The sequence below is a fragment of the Acinetobacter sp. ASP199 genome (assembly GCF_022700675.1).
Classification (GTDB): domain Bacteria; phylum Pseudomonadota; class Gammaproteobacteria; order Pseudomonadales; family Moraxellaceae; genus Acinetobacter.
The window spans coordinates 1,487,881-1,504,760 of the sequence record NZ_CP062182.1 but is presented as its reverse complement, the minus strand read 5'-3'; the positions used below and the strand labels follow the sequence as shown (position 1 = coordinate 1,504,760).

At 43.4% G+C, this 16,880-nt stretch carries 16 protein-coding genes and 1 pseudogene; 14 read left to right on the top strand and 3 right to left on the bottom strand.

Features of this window, described 5'->3' with window-relative positions; all coding sequences use genetic code 11:
- Positions 1-164 precede the first annotated feature (164 nt).
- The 12 genes from IHE35_RS07070 (at position 165) to IHE35_RS07015 (ending at position 11,793) form a co-directional block, all read left to right on the top strand.
- Positions 165-2,942, top strand: coding sequence for a nitrate reductase (locus IHE35_RS07070; protein ID WP_242789913.1), 2,778 nt, complete (start codon positions 165-167; stop codon positions 2,940-2,942).
- Positions 2,942-3,565, top strand: a complete 624-nt coding sequence (locus tag IHE35_RS07065; protein WP_242789912.1) for an NTP transferase domain-containing protein — start codon at positions 2,942-2,944, stop codon at positions 3,563-3,565. Before IHE35_RS07070 ends, IHE35_RS07065 begins: the two co-directional genes overlap by 1 nt.
- Positions 3,566-3,792: 227 nt before the next feature.
- Positions 3,793-4,854: a GTP 3',8-cyclase MoaA gene (moaA, locus tag IHE35_RS07060; protein ID WP_242789911.1), complete on the top strand. Its 1,062-nt coding sequence runs from the start codon at positions 3,793-3,795 to the stop codon at positions 4,852-4,854.
- 1 nt (position 4,855) lies between these two features.
- Positions 4,856-5,122, top strand: a complete 267-nt coding sequence (locus tag IHE35_RS07055; protein WP_242789910.1) for a MoaD/ThiS family protein — start codon at positions 4,856-4,858, stop codon at positions 5,120-5,122.
- Between the two features lies 1 nt (position 5,123).
- Entirely contained in the window at positions 5,124-5,696 is a 573-nt protein-coding gene (locus tag IHE35_RS07050; RefSeq protein ID WP_242789909.1) for a molybdenum cofactor biosynthesis protein MoaE, read from the top strand.
- A 45-nt stretch (positions 5,697-5,741) separates the two neighbouring features.
- Positions 5,742-6,665 carry a bifunctional molybdenum cofactor biosynthesis protein MoaC/MoaB gene (moaCB, locus tag IHE35_RS07045; protein ID WP_242789908.1) on the top strand — a complete coding sequence of 308 codons (924 nt, stop codon included), beginning with the start codon at positions 5,742-5,744 and terminating at the stop codon, positions 6,663-6,665.
- Complete coding sequence (locus IHE35_RS07040) at positions 6,662-7,909, top strand: molybdopterin molybdotransferase MoeA (RefSeq protein WP_242789907.1); 1,248 nt, start codon at positions 6,662-6,664, stop codon at positions 7,907-7,909. The genes moaCB and IHE35_RS07040 overlap by 4 nt, the downstream gene beginning before the upstream one ends.
- 14 nt (positions 7,910-7,923) lie before the next feature.
- On the top strand, positions 7,924-8,676 hold the full coding sequence (gene modA, locus IHE35_RS07035) for a molybdate ABC transporter substrate-binding protein (protein WP_242789906.1): 753 nt from the start codon (positions 7,924-7,926) through the stop codon (positions 8,674-8,676).
- Between the two features lie 12 nt (positions 8,677-8,688).
- A complete protein-coding gene (gene modB, locus IHE35_RS07030; RefSeq protein ID WP_242789905.1) occupies positions 8,689-9,375 on the top strand; it encodes a molybdate ABC transporter permease subunit in 687 nt (228 codons plus the stop codon).
- Complete coding sequence (locus tag IHE35_RS07025) at positions 9,375-10,022, top strand: ATP-binding cassette domain-containing protein (RefSeq protein ID WP_242789904.1); 648 nt, start codon at positions 9,375-9,377, stop codon at positions 10,020-10,022. The genes modB and IHE35_RS07025 overlap by 1 nt, the downstream gene beginning before the upstream one ends.
- A gap of 93 nt (positions 10,023-10,115) precedes the next feature.
- On the top strand, positions 10,116-11,318 hold the full coding sequence (locus IHE35_RS07020) for an MFS transporter (RefSeq protein ID WP_242789972.1): 1,203 nt from the start codon (positions 10,116-10,118) through the stop codon (positions 11,316-11,318).
- Positions 11,319-11,637: 319 nt separating this feature from the next.
- Complete coding sequence (locus IHE35_RS07015; RefSeq protein WP_242789903.1) at positions 11,638-11,793, top strand: hypothetical protein; 156 nt, start codon at positions 11,638-11,640, stop codon at positions 11,791-11,793.
- Between the two features lie 150 nt (positions 11,794-11,943).
- Here IHE35_RS07015 and IHE35_RS07010 read toward each other — a convergent pair whose 3' ends face one another.
- Positions 11,944-12,282, bottom strand: a complete 339-nt coding sequence (locus IHE35_RS07010; RefSeq protein WP_242789902.1) for a P-II family nitrogen regulator — start codon at positions 12,280-12,282, stop codon at positions 11,944-11,946.
- A 407-nt stretch (positions 12,283-12,689) separates the two neighbouring features.
- Here IHE35_RS07010 and IHE35_RS07005 point away from each other — a divergent pair, with 407 nt between their 5' ends.
- Together IHE35_RS07005 and IHE35_RS07000 are read left to right on the top strand one after the other, a co-directional pair.
- Complete coding sequence (locus tag IHE35_RS07005; protein ID WP_242789901.1) at positions 12,690-13,703, top strand: M48 family metallopeptidase; 1,014 nt, start codon at positions 12,690-12,692, stop codon at positions 13,701-13,703.
- A 90-nt stretch (positions 13,704-13,793) separates the two neighbouring features.
- Positions 13,794-13,997, top strand: a complete 204-nt coding sequence (locus tag IHE35_RS07000) for a hypothetical protein (protein WP_004809384.1) — start codon at positions 13,794-13,796, stop codon at positions 13,995-13,997.
- Between the two features lie 8 nt (positions 13,998-14,005).
- Here IHE35_RS07000 and IHE35_RS06995 read toward each other — a convergent pair whose 3' ends face one another.
- The gene (locus tag IHE35_RS06995; RefSeq protein WP_242789971.1) at positions 14,006-14,614 is read right to left on the bottom strand and encodes a MarC family protein; all 609 of its coding nucleotides are present in this window, start codon (positions 14,612-14,614) and stop codon (positions 14,006-14,008) included.
- 28 nt (positions 14,615-14,642) lie between these two features.
- A pseudogene (locus IHE35_RS06990) lies at positions 14,643-16,693 on the bottom strand (choline transporter).
- Positions 16,694-16,880 lie beyond the last annotated feature (187 nt).

Here is a 16,880-nt window from a genome sequence, read left to right as displayed (position 1 = left end):
ACCCCTCTTTGAAAAAGAGGGGAACCTCCCTCCTTTGCTAAAGGAGGGTTGGGGAGGATTAAAGCTTTTGAGACATAGAAAAAATTTAAATCACACCTGTAAAAGCTAGATATCAAAGATTTGGCGAGTTAAGTGAATTTAGATGATTAAGGAGCACAGCAGCAATGAATAGTATCCCAGTGGTTGAACTGCATAGCTCCACAGAATTACAAACTAAAACTACCCAAACTACTTGCCCATACTGTGGCGTAGGTTGTGGCGTTACAGCGCATGTGAGTCAAACGCTATTAGGTCAAAAAGTGACGATTGAAGGTGATGTGAATCATCCTTCCAATTTCGGCAAGTTATGCATCAAAGGTAGTAATCTGGCAGATACTTTGGGACTGGAAACCCGTTTACTGCAGCCAATACTGGGTCGGAAAGATCTGCGTGAAGTCACTGATTGGGATACTGCAACTTCAACGATTGCTCATAAATTCCAGCAATACATTGACCAGTATGGTCGTGACAGTATTGCCTTTTATGTCTCCGGTCAGCTGTTGACCGAAGACTATTATGTAGTCAACAAGTTCGTCAAAGGCTATCTCGGCACAGCAAATATTGATACGAATTCACGTCTGTGTATGTCCTCAGCTGTAGCTGCACATAAGCGTGCCTTTGGTGAAGATCTGGTTCCAGCCAGCTACGAAGATTTTGAACATAACGATATGGTTGTACTGGTCGGTTCCAATACCGCATGGTGCCATCCGGTGCTGTACCAGCGCATTATGAAAGCCAAGGAACAGCGTGATCTGTTTGTGGTTGTGGTTGATCCGCGCTTTACCAGTACCTGTGAAGCAGCGGATTTGCATCTGCCTGTACTGCCAGGGCAAGACGTTGCACTGTTTAATGGTCTATTACAGTACTTATACCAGCATGGTTATGTAGATCAGGAATTTGTTGCTGCACATACACAAGGCTTGGAACAGGTATTGACGAGCAGTGCTTCAGAAGCATTTATTGATGATGTCGCTGCACGCACCGGTATTTCAGCTGTCAAGCTGATTCAATTCTTTGAAAAATTCGCCCAGACTGACAAAGTCATGACTTTGTTCTCTATGGGGGTAAACCAATCTTCACGAGGAGTAGATAAAGCCAACAGCATTATTAACTGTCATTTATTGACTGGAAAAATCGGTAAACTCGGTGCAGCTCCATTCTCTATGACAGGCCAGCCGAATGCCATGGGTGGACGAGAGGTGGGTGGTCTGGCCAATATGCTGGCGGCTCATCTGGATTTAGAAAACCCCGGGCATCAACAGCTGGTGCAAAACTTCTGGCAAAGTCCTACGATTGCGACTCAGGCCGGCTTAAAAGCGGTCGATTTATTTCAGGCTGTCGAAAGCGGCAAGATCAAAGCGATCTGGATCATGGCCACCAATCCGGTCGTCAGCCTGCCCGATGCCGATCAGGTGAAACGTGCGCTGGATAAATGTGAATTCGTCGTGGTGTCTGATATCTGTCAGGAGACCGATACCACTCAATATGCTGATGTATTACTTCCAGCTTTAGGCTGGGGAGAAAAAGATGGCACGGTAACCAATTCGGAACGCCGCATTTCACGGCAACATGCCTTTTTAGATGCGCCGGGTAAAGCCAAAGCCGACTGGTGGGCCATTGCACAGGTGGCGAAGCACATGGGCTTTAGTGGTTTTGATTTCAACACTAGCCATGAAATATTTCAGGAACATGCCGGGCTTTCTGCCTATCAAAATGCAGAAATTTCTCAGCGTACCGAAAACCCATATTTCCGTTATTTTAACCTGCAAGGCTTGAGCAATTTAACTGCAGAAGAATATGACAACCTGGAACCCGTGCAATGGCCAGTTTGGGATAAACAGCAACCTGCTAAATCTGTAGCCCGATTATTTGCCCAAGGTCAATTTAGTCATGCTGATGCTAAAGCCAAGTTTATTGCCACAACTGCAATTGATCCCGTGAATCAGGTTTCTAGTGAATATCCTTTGATTTTAAATACTGGCCGGATTCGTGACCAGTGGCATACCATGAGCCGTACCGGTCTGTCTGCAAATCTGAGTACGCATCGGGCTGAACCTTACTGCGAAATTCACCCAAATGATGCACTGAAATATGGGATTCAAGATGCTGAACTGGTCGAAGTGCGTTCTGAATGGGGACAATGTATTTTACGTGCTCAGGTCAGTGATAATATCCGTCGTGGTCAGGTCTTTGCCTCAATTCACTGGAATGATCAAGTTGCGTCAGATGCCCGTGTCGGCAAGCTGGTCAATCCAGTCGTCGATGCCATTTCCGGTGAACCAGAATTCAAGCACACGCCTGTGTTGATCCAGCCATTCCATATCCAGTGGCAGGGTGTGCTGTATGTGCGTGAAGGCTTTGAAAATTATGTGCAGCCGTTCATTGATAAGAGTATCTGGTGGACCAAGGTCAAAGCCATTCGTGCAACACGTTATGAAATTGCGGATCGCCAGAAATTCAATACCACCACCCAGCAGTTGAAAAGCTTATTGCCTTTTACTGAAGAGGACTTTGAATGGCTGAATCTGGAGGACCAGACCGCGCATATCAGTCATAGCTTGGTGTTGCAGGACGGCAAGCTGATTGCCAGCCTGTATATTGCACCAAAAGAGCTGCTGCCAGATCGTGACTGGTTATCGGGGCTGTTTCAGCGTGAACGTCTTAGTGCCATGCACCGTAAGGCATTACTCGCTGGTCAGGCAATCTCGATGAGCAATAATGAAGGTGCGCTCGTATGCAGCTGTTTCAAAGTCGGTAAAAACCGTATTATCCAGACCATTAAAGAAAAAAATATCACCAATGAAAAACAAGTGACTGCATGTTTAAAAGCCGGCGGCAACTGCGGTTCCTGCTTACCTGAAATTCGTGGCCTGATTAAAGCTTGCCAGACGGAGTCCGTATAATGAAAAGAATCCATAAGAATATAAATTATCCACCCACCGATTTAGTCATCCTGGCCGGTGGCCAGGCGCGTCGAATGAATGGCATGAACAAGCTGCTGCAAAAGTTTGATGATGAAATTCAACTGATCAAGATTCATCAGCAACTTAGATCCCGTGTAAGACAAGTCTGGATCAACAGCCACCGGGATCACTCTATCTATAAACGTTTGATTCCATCGATTCGTTATTTTCAGGATGATGAACCGGGCTTTCAGGGACCCTTAATGGGCATGAAAAGCGCATGGTCCCATGTGCAGTCAGACTATGTGCTATTTGTACCATGCGATGTAACTTACATTCCAAAAAAGGTTATTTCTAGATTACACCGGGCGATGCAACGAGATCCACGTTGTGAAGTTGCAGTGGTAGAAATTAATGACACAGCCTTATATCCATTCTGTCTGTTAAAACGCAGCAGGCTGCCAACTTTACAGCAGCATATTGAGCAAAATCAGCGCAGTTTAAGGCACTGTTTTGCAAAAATGCACATGCAAATGGCGCGATTTAAAAATCACGCACTGTTTTTTCACAGCATTAACTCCCTCGATGAGTTACAGCAGCATCAGCAACTGCATTTTCTCTAAGTGCTGATTGAGCAGTGCTTACAAACAGGGCAGTACACCTGTTTCAAACTCCTATTATTCTTAAATTCCAATAAATCGCACTCAAATATTAAAAAACCGCAATTTCTGCGCAAAGTTGGAACACTTATTGCAATTTAACCCTAGAGCAATAGCAATTTAATAGGGCATCGGTCAGCAACATATTTGGCTAAAAACAAAGTTGATGATCGGCCCTGATGGAATAAGCAATGAATCACATCAATCCTTTACAGCAGGCTGAGCTAGTTCCGGTATTTCAGGATCAGTTCGGGCGCAACAAACGTAAGCTGCGTATTTCAGTGACGGATCGCTGTAATTTTAAATGTGTTTATTGCATGCCAGAACATCCGGAATGGATGAAAAAACAAGATTTACTCAGTTTTGAACAACTCTATCATTTTTGTGAATTTATGGTTTGCCGTGGTATCGAACAAATCCGCATTACTGGTGGTGAACCTTTAATGCGTCAAGGGATAGTGCATTTTATTGCCGCGCTGCAACAACTGAAAAAAATCGGCCTGAAACGCATTTCTATGACCACGAATGGTCATTATTTGAAGCAATATGCCGCAGAGTTAAAGCAGGCTGGTCTGGATGACCTGAATATCAGCCTGGACAGTCTGGATACAGAACAGTTTGAACAGCTAACCGCAAAAAAACTGCAACCCGTATTAGAAGGTATTCAAGCTGCTCAGAAAGCTGGTTTTCCTATCAAGATTAATACAGTGCTCATTAAAGGTATGAATGACGATCAGATTCTGCCTTTGGTACATTGGGCTCAACGCGAAAAAGTCGAACTGCGTTTTATTGAATTTATGCCATTAGATGGCGACCAGAACTGGGCACGCAGTCGTATTGTCAGTGAGCAGGAAATTTTGGATCAGTTAGCCACAGAATTTGATGTTCAAATTGGGCAAAGTCAGGCTGCTAATCCGGCACGAACTTATCAAATTGATGGCATGCCAATCGGCATCATTTCTACGATTACCCATTCATTCTGTGGTGACTGTGATCGACTGCGTTTAAATGCGCAAGGTGAATTCTTTAACTGCCTGTTTGCAGCTCAAGGCTTAAAACTAAAAGACAGCATTCAACAATTACAGCAGGGCACGCCATTCGCAGAACCCATTCTGCAACAGCAATTACATACATATATCTGGAACAAGGCCGCAGGCTTTGATGCCATTCAGGCTCAGCAAGAACAGTTCAATCCATCACATAAAACCCCTTCAAATTTCCGAAAAATCAGTATGCATATGATAGGAGGCTAAGATGACCACAGAACTTCAAGCATCGATCACCATCAAAATCGAGTCTTTCGGTGCAATCGAACGTCAGTTGCCTCAAGATTTAACCGTGCAATGTCAGCCAGACAGTCTGGTTGCTGAGGTACTGGATAAAGTCGTTCAGTCTTTTCCTGAGGCCTACAATTTATTAGAACGTTGTGCCTGTGCTATGGGTGAAGACATCATTTCCCGCCAGAAGCAATTGCATCAGGACAGTACGCTGGTGCTGCTATCACCGGTCGCAGGAGGCTGAGATGGATCTTAAACAGTTTGCCCGTATTCAGGACACACCGCTGCAACAGGATATTTTTGATGCTATTCAAAGTTTTCCTGAATGTGGCGGAATTGGAATTTTTGTGGGTACGGTGCGTAACCATCATGAAGGGAAGGCAGTCAAGGCACTAAAATATACCGCTTATGCACCTGTTGCTGAAAAAATGATTCGTCAAATCGAGCATGAGATTCAGAGCAAATATGGCGTTTCCTATGTGCGGGTAGTACATCGCATTGGTTCACTGGATATCGGTGATATCGCCATTATTGCCATAGCCTATGCACCACATCGCCGTGAAGCCTTTCAGGCCTGTGAAGAAGCCGTGGAACGGGTCAAGCATGAAGTGCCGGTCTGGAAAGAAGAATTCTATATGGATGGCAGCAGTCAGTATGTAGAAGGGTGCTGTATCCGGCGTGATCATGATGTAAATGATCAGCATCATAGAGCACATTCACATACGCATAGCCATGCCTGTTGTGACGCCGAGAAATCGAAACAAGTGTTTCCTCATGCAATCCAGCCAGATGTTCCCGCTTATCAATGGCCGCTATAAATTAAAGTTTAAGTAAAAAATTAAGAGATTAAAGAAGGGAAAACCATGAAAGATGTCGGAATGAAGCCGGAAAGTTACCGTACTGCTGTTGCGACTGGAATTCTACATGCGCCGCCACACTGCATTGAACTGCTACGTAATGGCAATACCGACAAAGGTGATGCTCTAAAAACCGCCCGGATCGCGGGTATTTTAGGGGCGAAACGTACGGATGAACTCATTCCTCTGTGTCATCCGCTACCAATTTATAGTGCTGATGTGGAATATGAGCTGGAAGAAGCCCATGTAGTGATTACTGCGGTGGTAGAAACGATTGGTCCAACGGGTGTGGAAATGGAAGCGCTGACAGCAGTCAGTCTGGCAGGCCTAACCCTTTACGATATGCTGAAACCACATTGTGAGCCGGAAGAATTATGTCTAGATCAGGTGAAACTGGAGCAAAAAAAGGGTGGAAAATCACATTTCACTCGTGTTCTGAAAGAACCTTTAGCAGCCTCTGTCATTGTACTTTCTGATAGTGTGGCATCTGGCAAGAAAGCCGACACAGCCGGGCAGAATGTGATGGAAATTCTGGAAGAAGCCAATTTTGGCTATATCCAGTATCAGGTGATTCCGGACAGTCCTGAACAGCTACAAGCTTTAATTGAACAGCAAAAAAATGCTTATCCATTAATTCTGACCGTGGGTGGTACGGGACTTGGACCTAAAGATCTGACAATAGAAACCATTCAACCCTTATTAACCCGTGAAATTCCAGGACTGATGGAAGCTGCGCGCAGTTTTGGTCAACGTCGTACACCTTATGCAGCACTGAGCCGCGGTGTCGCAGGTTATATCGAAAACAGCCTGATCCTTACCTTACCCGGTAGTCGCCAAGGAGCTAAAGAATCTTTAGTGGCGATTTTACCTGCACTTGTGCATCTGTTTGATGTGCAGAAAAATATTCCGCATGCAGGAGGCTATCAATGAATCATGCTGTAAGGACAGCACATTCCACCTGTGGCAGTGAACCGGGACTAATTTCTGTCGATCAAGCTCTGCAAATGGTTCTAGAGCATACTGATCACCTAGGCACTGAAACATTGCTCTTAAGTCAGGCACTGAACCGTTTTGTAGCCGCAGATATTTATTCAGAAATTCAGCTGCCGATATTTTCACAAAGTGCTGTAGACGGTTATGCCATCTGTATGGATGCCGACAGGCCAGCAGAAAGCAGTTTTGAGCTGATTGGTGAAGTTCGTGCTGGACAGGGAGCTGATGTGTTACTTGAGCCGGGGCAGGCAGTACGCATCTTTACTGGCGCGAAAATTCCGTTGCAGACCACAACGGTAGCACGACAGGAAATTGTACAGCTTAAGGACTCGACCATTATCTTAACTCAAGCCTTAGTGCTGGATGCTGATATTCGTCACGCAGGTGAAGAAATTAGCATGGGCCAATGCTTGGCTGCTCAGGGTCAGCAGCTCAGTATCGGGACAATTGCAGCCTTGAGCATGGCCGGTATCCGGGAAATACCAGTATATCGCTATCCCAAAATTGCCGTTGTCATTACTGGAGATGAAGTCGCTGAAACAGTAGAAGATCTGGATTCAGGCAAAATCTTTGACGCTAATACTCCTTTAATTCAAGCCTTGTTTCAGTCCAGAAACCAGCAGGTTGAGATCATGCATGTTGCCGATACGGAACAGGCAGTGAGCGATTTATTTGAACAACTCCGAAATCAATATGATCTGATCCTGACCACCGGTGGTGTATCGGTAGGAGATTATGACTTTGTCCGCCCGGTAGCACTGAAACTTGGGTTCGAACAGTTATTCTGGAAAGTTAAACAAAAACCCGGAAAGCCAATGTTCTTCGCCAAATCTGATCGACCCGATCAAAGTCCATGTTATTTACTCGGCTTACCGGGTAATCCGGGTGCGGTCTATATGGGCATGCAGATCTATGTATCCACCTTAATCAATGCATTACAAGGTCAAAAGCAGTTACCGCAATGGTTTAGTGCCGTAATGAGTCATGACCTGACAGCGGATAGCCGGGAACGTTTTTTGCGTATGGTAGCAAGCTTTGAATCGGGAGTGCTGAAGATTTCCAGTTTGCCAAAACAGCAATCGCACATGTTGAGTAACTTAATGCAGGCCAACTGTATTGTCCGGGTGCCTGCCGCACAAGCGATTCGGACAGGTCAGATCCTGCAAGGCCTGTTTATATAAGGAAGCTATGACAGGTGAAAAAGACTGCTATTTTAATCAGTACATTTTTGATCTCGTCTGCACTACAGGCAGGGACGGTTCGCATCTATGCTGCATCTAGCTTGGGCAATGCGGTGACTGAGATTGTCCGGCAGTATGAAAAACGGCATCCTCAAGTGAAAGTGGTAACAGTATTTGGTGCTTCGTCAGCATTGGCTCGGCAAATTGAGGCAGGAGCACTAGGTGATATTTTCTTCTCTGCTGATCAGGACTGGATGAATTATCTGGTGAAAAAACAAAAAATCGCCAGGTCTCAAGTAAAGCCATTATTAACTAATCAACTGGTACTCATCAGTCCTCTAAATATTTTGCAGAAATTTCAGGCAAGCCCAAAATTTAATTTTGCTCAGTCCTTTCAGGGGCATTTATGTACCGGACAAATGGAGTCGGTACCGGCTGGAAAATACGCCAAGCAGAGTCTTACCAGCCTGAACTGGTTAAAGGGTCTACAAAGACGCATTGTTGGAACAGATGATGTGCGTGCTACCTTGGCTTTTGTGGAGCGTGGCGAGTGTACAGCAGGAATTGTATATAAAACCGATGCACTACAGAGTAAAAAAGTGAAAATTACTGGCATTTTTCCAGCTTATACGCATAGCCTGATTGTCTATCCAATTGCACTGACTCAGCAAGGCAGTAAAAATGCCGATGCAGTCAAATTAATGCGTTTTATGAGTCAGCATACCGAGGCGAAAAATATTTATCAGCACTATGGTTTTAAACTCTAGGATGGTTCCAGTATGCTGACACCGGAGGAACTCAGTGCACTGTATCTGTCGGCCAAAGTCGCCGGTTTTGCCACTGTCATCTGTTTGCCTTTTGCCATCCTGCTGGCCTGGATTCTGGCACGTTATGAGTTTCGACTAAAATATGTAGTGGAAGCACTGTTACAGATGCCGATGGTATTGCCACCGGTGGTATTGGGTTATTTATTGTTAATCGTCTTTGGTGGCAATGGCTGGATTGGACAATGGTTGCAACAGTGGGGCATTCAGCTGGCTTTTAACTGGAAAGGTGCAGTGCTGGCCGCCATGATTGTAGCTTTTCCATTAATGGTTCAACCGATCCGTTTGTCCTTCCAGATGATTAATCCGCAGTTGGAACAGGTAGCAAATTCTTTGGGTGTTCAGCCCTATAAAGTCTTTTGCAGTATCAGTCTGCCGCTGGCTTTGCCCGGTATTTTAATTGGCAGTATTCTCTGTTTTAGCCGTAGTTTGGGCGAGTTTGGTGCCACCATCACCTTTGTAGGCAATATTCCTGACGAAACCCGTACCATTCCGATTGCGATCTATTCGCTACTCCAGCAACCTGATGGTGAACAGATGGCTTTGCGGCTGGTGCTATTGTCTCTAGGTCTGGCTTTTGCAGCATTATTGGCGAATTACTGGATTATGCAAAAATACCAGCAGAAAATTCAGGAGCGCTAATGCTGCAGTGTGAATTTCATTATCAAAAGGACAACTTTAGTTTAGATGCAGCAGTCCAGATGCAGAGTTCTGTATTGGGAATTGTTGGACCTTCTGGAGCAGGCAAAACTACTTTTCTTAAATTACTACTTGGACTCTATCAGCCACAATCTGGCTATATTCATTTAAATAAACAGATTTTGAATGATACAGAGCAGAAAATTCACATCCCAATCCATCAGCGCAAAATAGCGTTGGTGTTTCAGCAGGCGATGCTGTTTCCACATATGAATGTTGAACAGAACCTGCTTTACGCTAAAAAATGGGGCAAATTAGCGCAGGAAAAATTTCATTTAAACGAGATTGCCAAGTTGCTGGAAATTGAACATCTATTGCAGCGTCGGATTCAGCAACTCTCAGGCGGTGAGGCACAGCGTATTTCTATCGGTCGGGCACTGTTATCTAGTCCGGAACTCCTGCTCCTTGATGAACCATTGACTGGCCTGGATACCAAACTTAAGCAGCAGATCCTGCCATTTTTTGCCCGAATTCGGGATGAAATACAAGTGCCGATGATTTATGTGACGCATCATCATGAAGAACTGGAACAGCTGGATGCAGAAATCATTGAATTACAGGAGCAGCAGCTGAGTAATTTGCCGAAATAGTTTATTTAAGAAGATTAAAAAATAGAAAATAAAATAAATTTCAAGTAATTTGGCATGGCGTATAATCTTCATCCATTACCGGATGCTACATGGATGAATATGACGGATATTGCACAGACCGAAGTAACGCGGTCTGCCTCAAAAATGGTTTTACCCATTGTCTTTGCTGTTGCCCTTGCACATTTCTTAAATGACCTGATTCAAGCCTGTTTACCAGCCATCTATCCTTTACTGAAAACCAATTATGACCTGAGTTTTGGCCAGATCGGCTTAATCTCTCTCGTATATCAATTGACGGCGTCTTTATTGCAACCTTGGGTGGGCTTCTATACTGACAAATATCCAAAACCTTATCTATTACCGATCGGTATGGGCTTTACCCTGATTGGGATTCTGCTGTTGGCCTTATCACAGAGTTTTGCAATGTTGCTGCTTTCCGCTGCAGTTATCGGGATTGGCTCTTCAACCTTTCATCCGGAAGCATCGCGTGTGGCACGTATGGCTTCCGGCGGCAAGCTTGGTACTGCACAATCGGCCTTTCAGGTCGGTGGCAATAGTGGCTCTGCGGTAGGGCCTTTACTGGCTGCACTGATTATTATTCCGAATGGACAGGCATCTTCAGCATGGCTGATGCTGTTTGCTGCTTTTGGCATATTTGTACTGTTTAAGGTTAGCCGTTGGACTGTAAACAATAGTCAGGCACAGCTGAAAAAGATAGGTGCTACGGCAGCAAACAAACTGCAGGGCATCACTTTAATCCGTGGGCTTGCTGTCATTGGTATTCTGATGATCGCCAAATTCACCTATACCGTAAGCATCAGTAATTATTTTACTTTTTACCTGATTGATAAATTTGGCATCTCAATCCGAGATGCACAGCTTTATCTATTTGCCTTTTTAGGCGCCGTGGCACTGGGTACTTTCTTTGGTGGACCCATTGGCGACCGGATTGGCCGTAATGCAGTGATCTGGTTTTCCTTTTTAGGTATGGCACCATTTGCCTTACTCATGCCGTATGCCAATTTATTCTGGACCTGTATCTTTTCAATTTTTGCCGGACTGATTCTGTCTTCAGCATTTTCCGCCATGGTCGTCTATGCTCAGGAAGCAGTACCAGGCCGTGTGGGTACGATTGCCGGTTTGATGTTTGGCGTGATGTTTGGTATCAGTGGGATTGCAGCAGTCGGATTGGGTTATGTGGCAGATCATACCAGCATCGCATGGGTGTTCCAGCTATGCTCATACCTGCCATTATTGGGTCTACTAAGTTTCTTCTTGCCTAAAACTCAAAAATAAAAATAGTATTAAGACCTGCTTTAGAATCAGAATAGTGCCTAAATTAAAACCCTAAAGATCCGTCATCTTTAGGGTTTTCTTATTTTTCATCTAAGTTTTATAAAGGGGAGAATAGGTAAAAATATGTGATTGATATTGCATTGCTTTATTTAATAAATAATATGTTAGATTGTAATGGATAAGATATATCTAATTTAATAATTGGAACAGTAATTGCTTGATCTAAAACAAATAAAATCAATTCAGTAGTTACAAATTTGGAGGGTAAGCGATGAAAGTAAGACTAATATCTACTCTCGCATTATTAGGCAGTATTTCCATGTTCACGACCGTTACTATGGCGGGTGAGGGTGGTTTGCATTTTGCAGAAAAAAATATTGCCAAAGCAGCAGAATACCGTGAGAAAAAGAAAGTGACGGTAGCTGATAGCGAAGTTCTACATGCCAAAACTGTCGAAGCTAAAACTCAAAATTAAACATTTAAATTATCCAGAATAAAGCTCATCCATCATGAGATGGATGAGCTTTTCTGCAAGTTAGTTAGAGATCCACTACCGAAATATCATTTATATAGGTTGATAAACAGCACTTCAGTAGAGATAAATGTTTACTCTTACAAGAGATGCTTAAATTGCTGCTACTCCAGTTTCGCTGGTTCTGATTCGCACGACCTGTTCTAACGGAGTGACAAAAATCTTGCCATCACCAATTTTATCGGTACATGCCGCTTTAATAATACCTTCGATGACCTGATCGACCTTTTTATCCGGGACAGCAACTTCTACTTTTACTTTCGGAAGGAATTCTGCACTATACTCAGCGCCACGATACATTTCAGAGTGACCTTTTTGGCGTCCGGCACCTTTTACCTCAGTGACTGTCAAACCATGAACACCCAGATGAGAAAGTTCAGCACGCACATCATCGAGTCTGAAGGGTTTAATAATTGCTGTTATTAATTTCATCTCGATCTCCTTGGTTTATCTTAATTCTTTAAAAATAGAAGCCATTGAAGAGAGATACAATTTAAATATGTATTTACTGTTTCAAATTCACTTCATAGACACGAAATCCGCATGAATGATTTTTCAGATTGCTTTTGTATGAATAAAAGGGAGGATTAAGTTAGAAATGAGTACTGTTACTTTTTTTTAATCTTATTTCTTTGCTTTAATTCTGCTTATCCTGATTTAACCTTAACCAATCCTCATTTTTAATATAAAAATAATTAATTCAGAAGCTTAGTTGAAAAAATTATTTTCTAAGTGATTAGCAATGGAATAGTGACCAAACATTTATTAAATACAGCTTCACAATTCAAAATAATTCCGCTAAAACTACAATCAAATGTTAATAAAATGTAATTTTTTGTATGAAAAATTTATTTTCAGCACTCATTGCTGTTGGGGTTCTAACGGGTTGTATCAATACCACTCATATGGGACACGGAGCTGACCGTAAACAACTCATGTTGTTATCTCAAGATCAGGTCGTTGAGCAGGCAAAACGTAAATTTACCCAAAAAACAGGACTTAGCGAAAAACAATATTTAAGTGAAGCTGAAATACGTTGTGCGAAAATTATGAATAGGATGATTCCTTATACGGATCATTACATTTCAGCAGATCGGACAATTAAATGGGGCGTTCATCTTTATCATTCAGACAAATCCAATGCAGGTGCCTTGGCTAATGGCATGATTTTTATGAGCTACAAGATGGTAAATCGTGCGATGCTGGATGATGAAGCGCTGGCTTACATTCTGGCGCATGAAATGGCACATGTTATTCGTGAGCACCAGCGTGAAACACAGAGCTGGAAATATATTGTAAGTCCACTTTTAGTTGGAACTGCCTGGGCAACAGCAGGAACTTCAGCACTGATTACGGGCATATTACATGATGGGTATGGTAGTACCTATCAGCGCCGCATGGAGAAAGAAGCAGATTTGTTGGGACTCGAACTTATGGCAAGAGCAGGATATAACCCTAAACAGGGAATTGCAGTATTCGCTCAGTTCTATCCGACTTTTCTGAAAGAATACCCGATACAAAGCAAATTACCTGCATTTATGCAACGGCATCCATCTTTAAAGCAGCGTTTAAAATATGCCGAAGAAAATCTGGATAGCCCGATGGCGCTTTATGATAAAAGCACTACGGAACAGTTGAGCTCTAAAAATCTGATTGAAATCAAACAAGATCCGAATACGAGGTTACTGATTAATGGTCAACTGGTACGTAATATTGATATTGAGTCGATCACCAAGGATGCAGAAGGTAAGCTCCATTATGTACTCAAATCGAATGTGCAAACCAGCGTCACCAGTCAAAGTCCAGTGAGTCAACCCAAAGACGCCTTGAGCACAGTGAAAAGGGTGCTATAACTTGATAAACATGGATTTACCAGACTTCAACAGCATATGATTTATAGTGTTTTAAACTGAAATCAATTGTTTGATGATGCGTTGAAATGAATGAGAGTAAATACCAAGAAATTAACCGCTAAATTGCTCACGGCTCACTGGACACGTGAGCAGGACATTATACTGATTGAAAATAATAATTTACCTATTGAACAACTCAGTGAAATGCTGAAATGCAGTCAAGAAGATATTATGGCCCGCCGAAAAGTCTTAGGGCTGGTGACGCGCAACAAGCAGTTAAGACGGCTTTTATAATAATTGAATTAACCCTGCATGATGCCACTGACGCCCGTGACAATCATATCAATCGCAATCGTCCCAATCAGCAGTGCAGCAACACGACCGACAATATCGACATATAAATCGATGTAGTTGGAGTATTTATGCTGTAAATGATCATGTAAATATTTCATTAGAATTAACAGGCTACAGGTCAGAAACAGGGTCGAGAAAATCACCAGAATGGTTTGCATTAAACTGAGCTGTATACCGGTGATTACAGATGCCGAAATGGTGCCCGGACCGATCATAAACGGCATGGCAATCGTGCCTGCCAGATGACTGGGTGCTCCACGCATCACACCAATGGTATCTGCACCTTCAAAGACATAACGATAGCCAATCACCAGAAAGATAATACCGCCAAAAATCTGGAAGGACTCAAACCGTACATGCAAGACTTCATTAAAGAAGGCTTCACCGGTTTTTGCAAAAATGATGAACACAATAAAGCTGATCAGACTGCCCTGAATCAATGCCATATTGAAGACTTTTGCATCGGAATTACGGATAATTCCGAGCATGTAAATACTCATCAGAAAGGGATTGAGCAGGGAGAAAAACAGGGCAAAGGCATTCAAACTTTCTGACATCATTCAGTCCTTCCGTAGTTGAGAGATCCTAGATTTTACGATCCGGAAACAGCGGACGTTTACCTGGGCTGATCCGGTTAATGTGCAGATACATCATATGGCGTTCATATTTATCCAGAATGTCATTGATCACCTGTTCCTTGCTATAACCGACCAGATCATTGCCCTGAGAGCCTTCAAACAGATAACTTTCCAGACGATAGTAATAACGTTTGGTTCGTTTACCACGTGAACTGAAATTTGGCGTGTCATAGCGTACCGGCCATATTTCATAAACAAAGTTTTCTTCTTCATCGAGCTGAATGGTCAGATCCAGGTGATACAGTTCAGGTTCTTCCTCAAGCGATTTTTCCTGAATATTGACTTGAATACCTTTGTCAATTAACTCGGTTGCAACGGCCTCAATGGCTGGTTTGCAAACATTATCCAGCATGGTCCGCGTCTGGGACAGGCTTGGATGCAGCATGACCCGGCTCAGACGCTTCTTCCAGTTCAAGATATCCACATTACCGACCACAGGTGCCGCATTCAGGCTGGTACTGGCCTGACGAAAATCTTCCAGACGCAAGGACTTATAGAGTCCCGCCATCACAAAGAAAATGACGAAACTAAAGGGCAGACCCATAATAATCGTGGTGTTCTGTAAGGCTGTTACGCCATTCGCCATGAGCATTGCCAAAGTAAGTAAACCGATGGAAATGGCCCAGAACACACTGAGCCAGCGCGGTGAATCATGCTCAATATCAGTGAATTTAGTCGTGAAATTTCCCAATACCAATGCCCCTGAATCCGCTGAGGTCACATAGAACAGCAAGCCGGTAATAGTGGCGACACCTGCAGTAAAGGTAAAGCCTGGATACTGCGCCAGCAAATCATAAAAACCATGTGCCGGATTTTCTAAAACTGTCGTAGCAAGTTGAGTATTACCATCAAAAATCACGCTGTATAAAGCACTGTTACCGAAAATAGACAACCAGGTCAGGGTAAATAACAGAGGAATAACCAAAGTCCCGGTGACAAATTCGCGAATGGTACGACCACGGGAAATACGGGCCAAGAACAGACCAACAAAAGGCGACCAGGCGATCCACCATGCCCAGAAGAACAGGGTCCAGCTATTCATCCATTCTTTGGGTTGTTCAAAAGGAAAACTGGTTAAAGAAAGCTTCGGGAACTGGCTGATATAGTCACCAAAATTCTGAATCAAGGCGGCTAATAAAAACTCGGTATTGCCTACAAACAGAATGAATAGCAGCAGCCCAATTGATACATAGATATTAATTTCAGACAGGAACCGGATGCCTTTATTGACACCGGCAGTGACTGAAATAATAGTAATAATCACAGCAACAGCGATGAGTGCAGTTTGAATCCAGATATTTTCCGGTAAATCAAACAACACATGTAGGCCATAATTTAATTGCACAACGCCAATCCCGCAGGTGGTGGCAATCCCGAAAATCGTGCCGAGTACCGCAGCTGTATCAACCGTATGGCCGATCGGACCATTAATTCTTTTTCCAAAGATCGGATAGAGTGCTGACCGAATGGTGAGCGGTAAATTGTAGCGATAGCTGAAATAACCTAGCGCGACCCCAATCAGTGCATACATACTCCAGCCGGTTAAACCATAGTGAAACAGGGTCCACACCATGGACTGGCGCGCAGCTTCAAAAGTTTCGCCTTCGCCTACGGGTGGATTCATATAGTGCGAAAGCGGTTCCGCCACCGAGAAAAACATCAGGTCAATCCCGATCCCGGCAGAAAATAGCATCGCCGACCAACTCAGCAGGCTAAATTCTGGTTTGGAATGTTTAGGGCCGAGTTTAATCTCGCCATAACGGGAACAGGCGATAAAGACGATAAAAACCAGATACAGCGTTGCCGCCAGCAGATAATACCAGCTAAAGGTACGACTGACCCAGTTTAAGATATTGATAATGACTTGATTGGCTTGTTCATTAAATAAAATGGTGATGATAGAAAACAGCAGAATAAGCGTTGCCGAAAAATAAAAGACCACTTTATTCAGACTATCTTGCACCTCTTCGTTTTTCTTTTGCATAAATCCATGACCATCGTTTTGTTGCCGGATGATCTACAGTGCAGTGTGATTTGAAAGCAAGAGCCTGCGGTAAAGCTGCCTTGTTTTTGTGAATTACAAACTTTTGCAAATCCAAAACAAACTGCGCTGTACATCAAGGGTGAGCTAGCACTATAATTTTTATTAATTGAACGTTCAATTAAAAAAGCGTTTATGAATTGT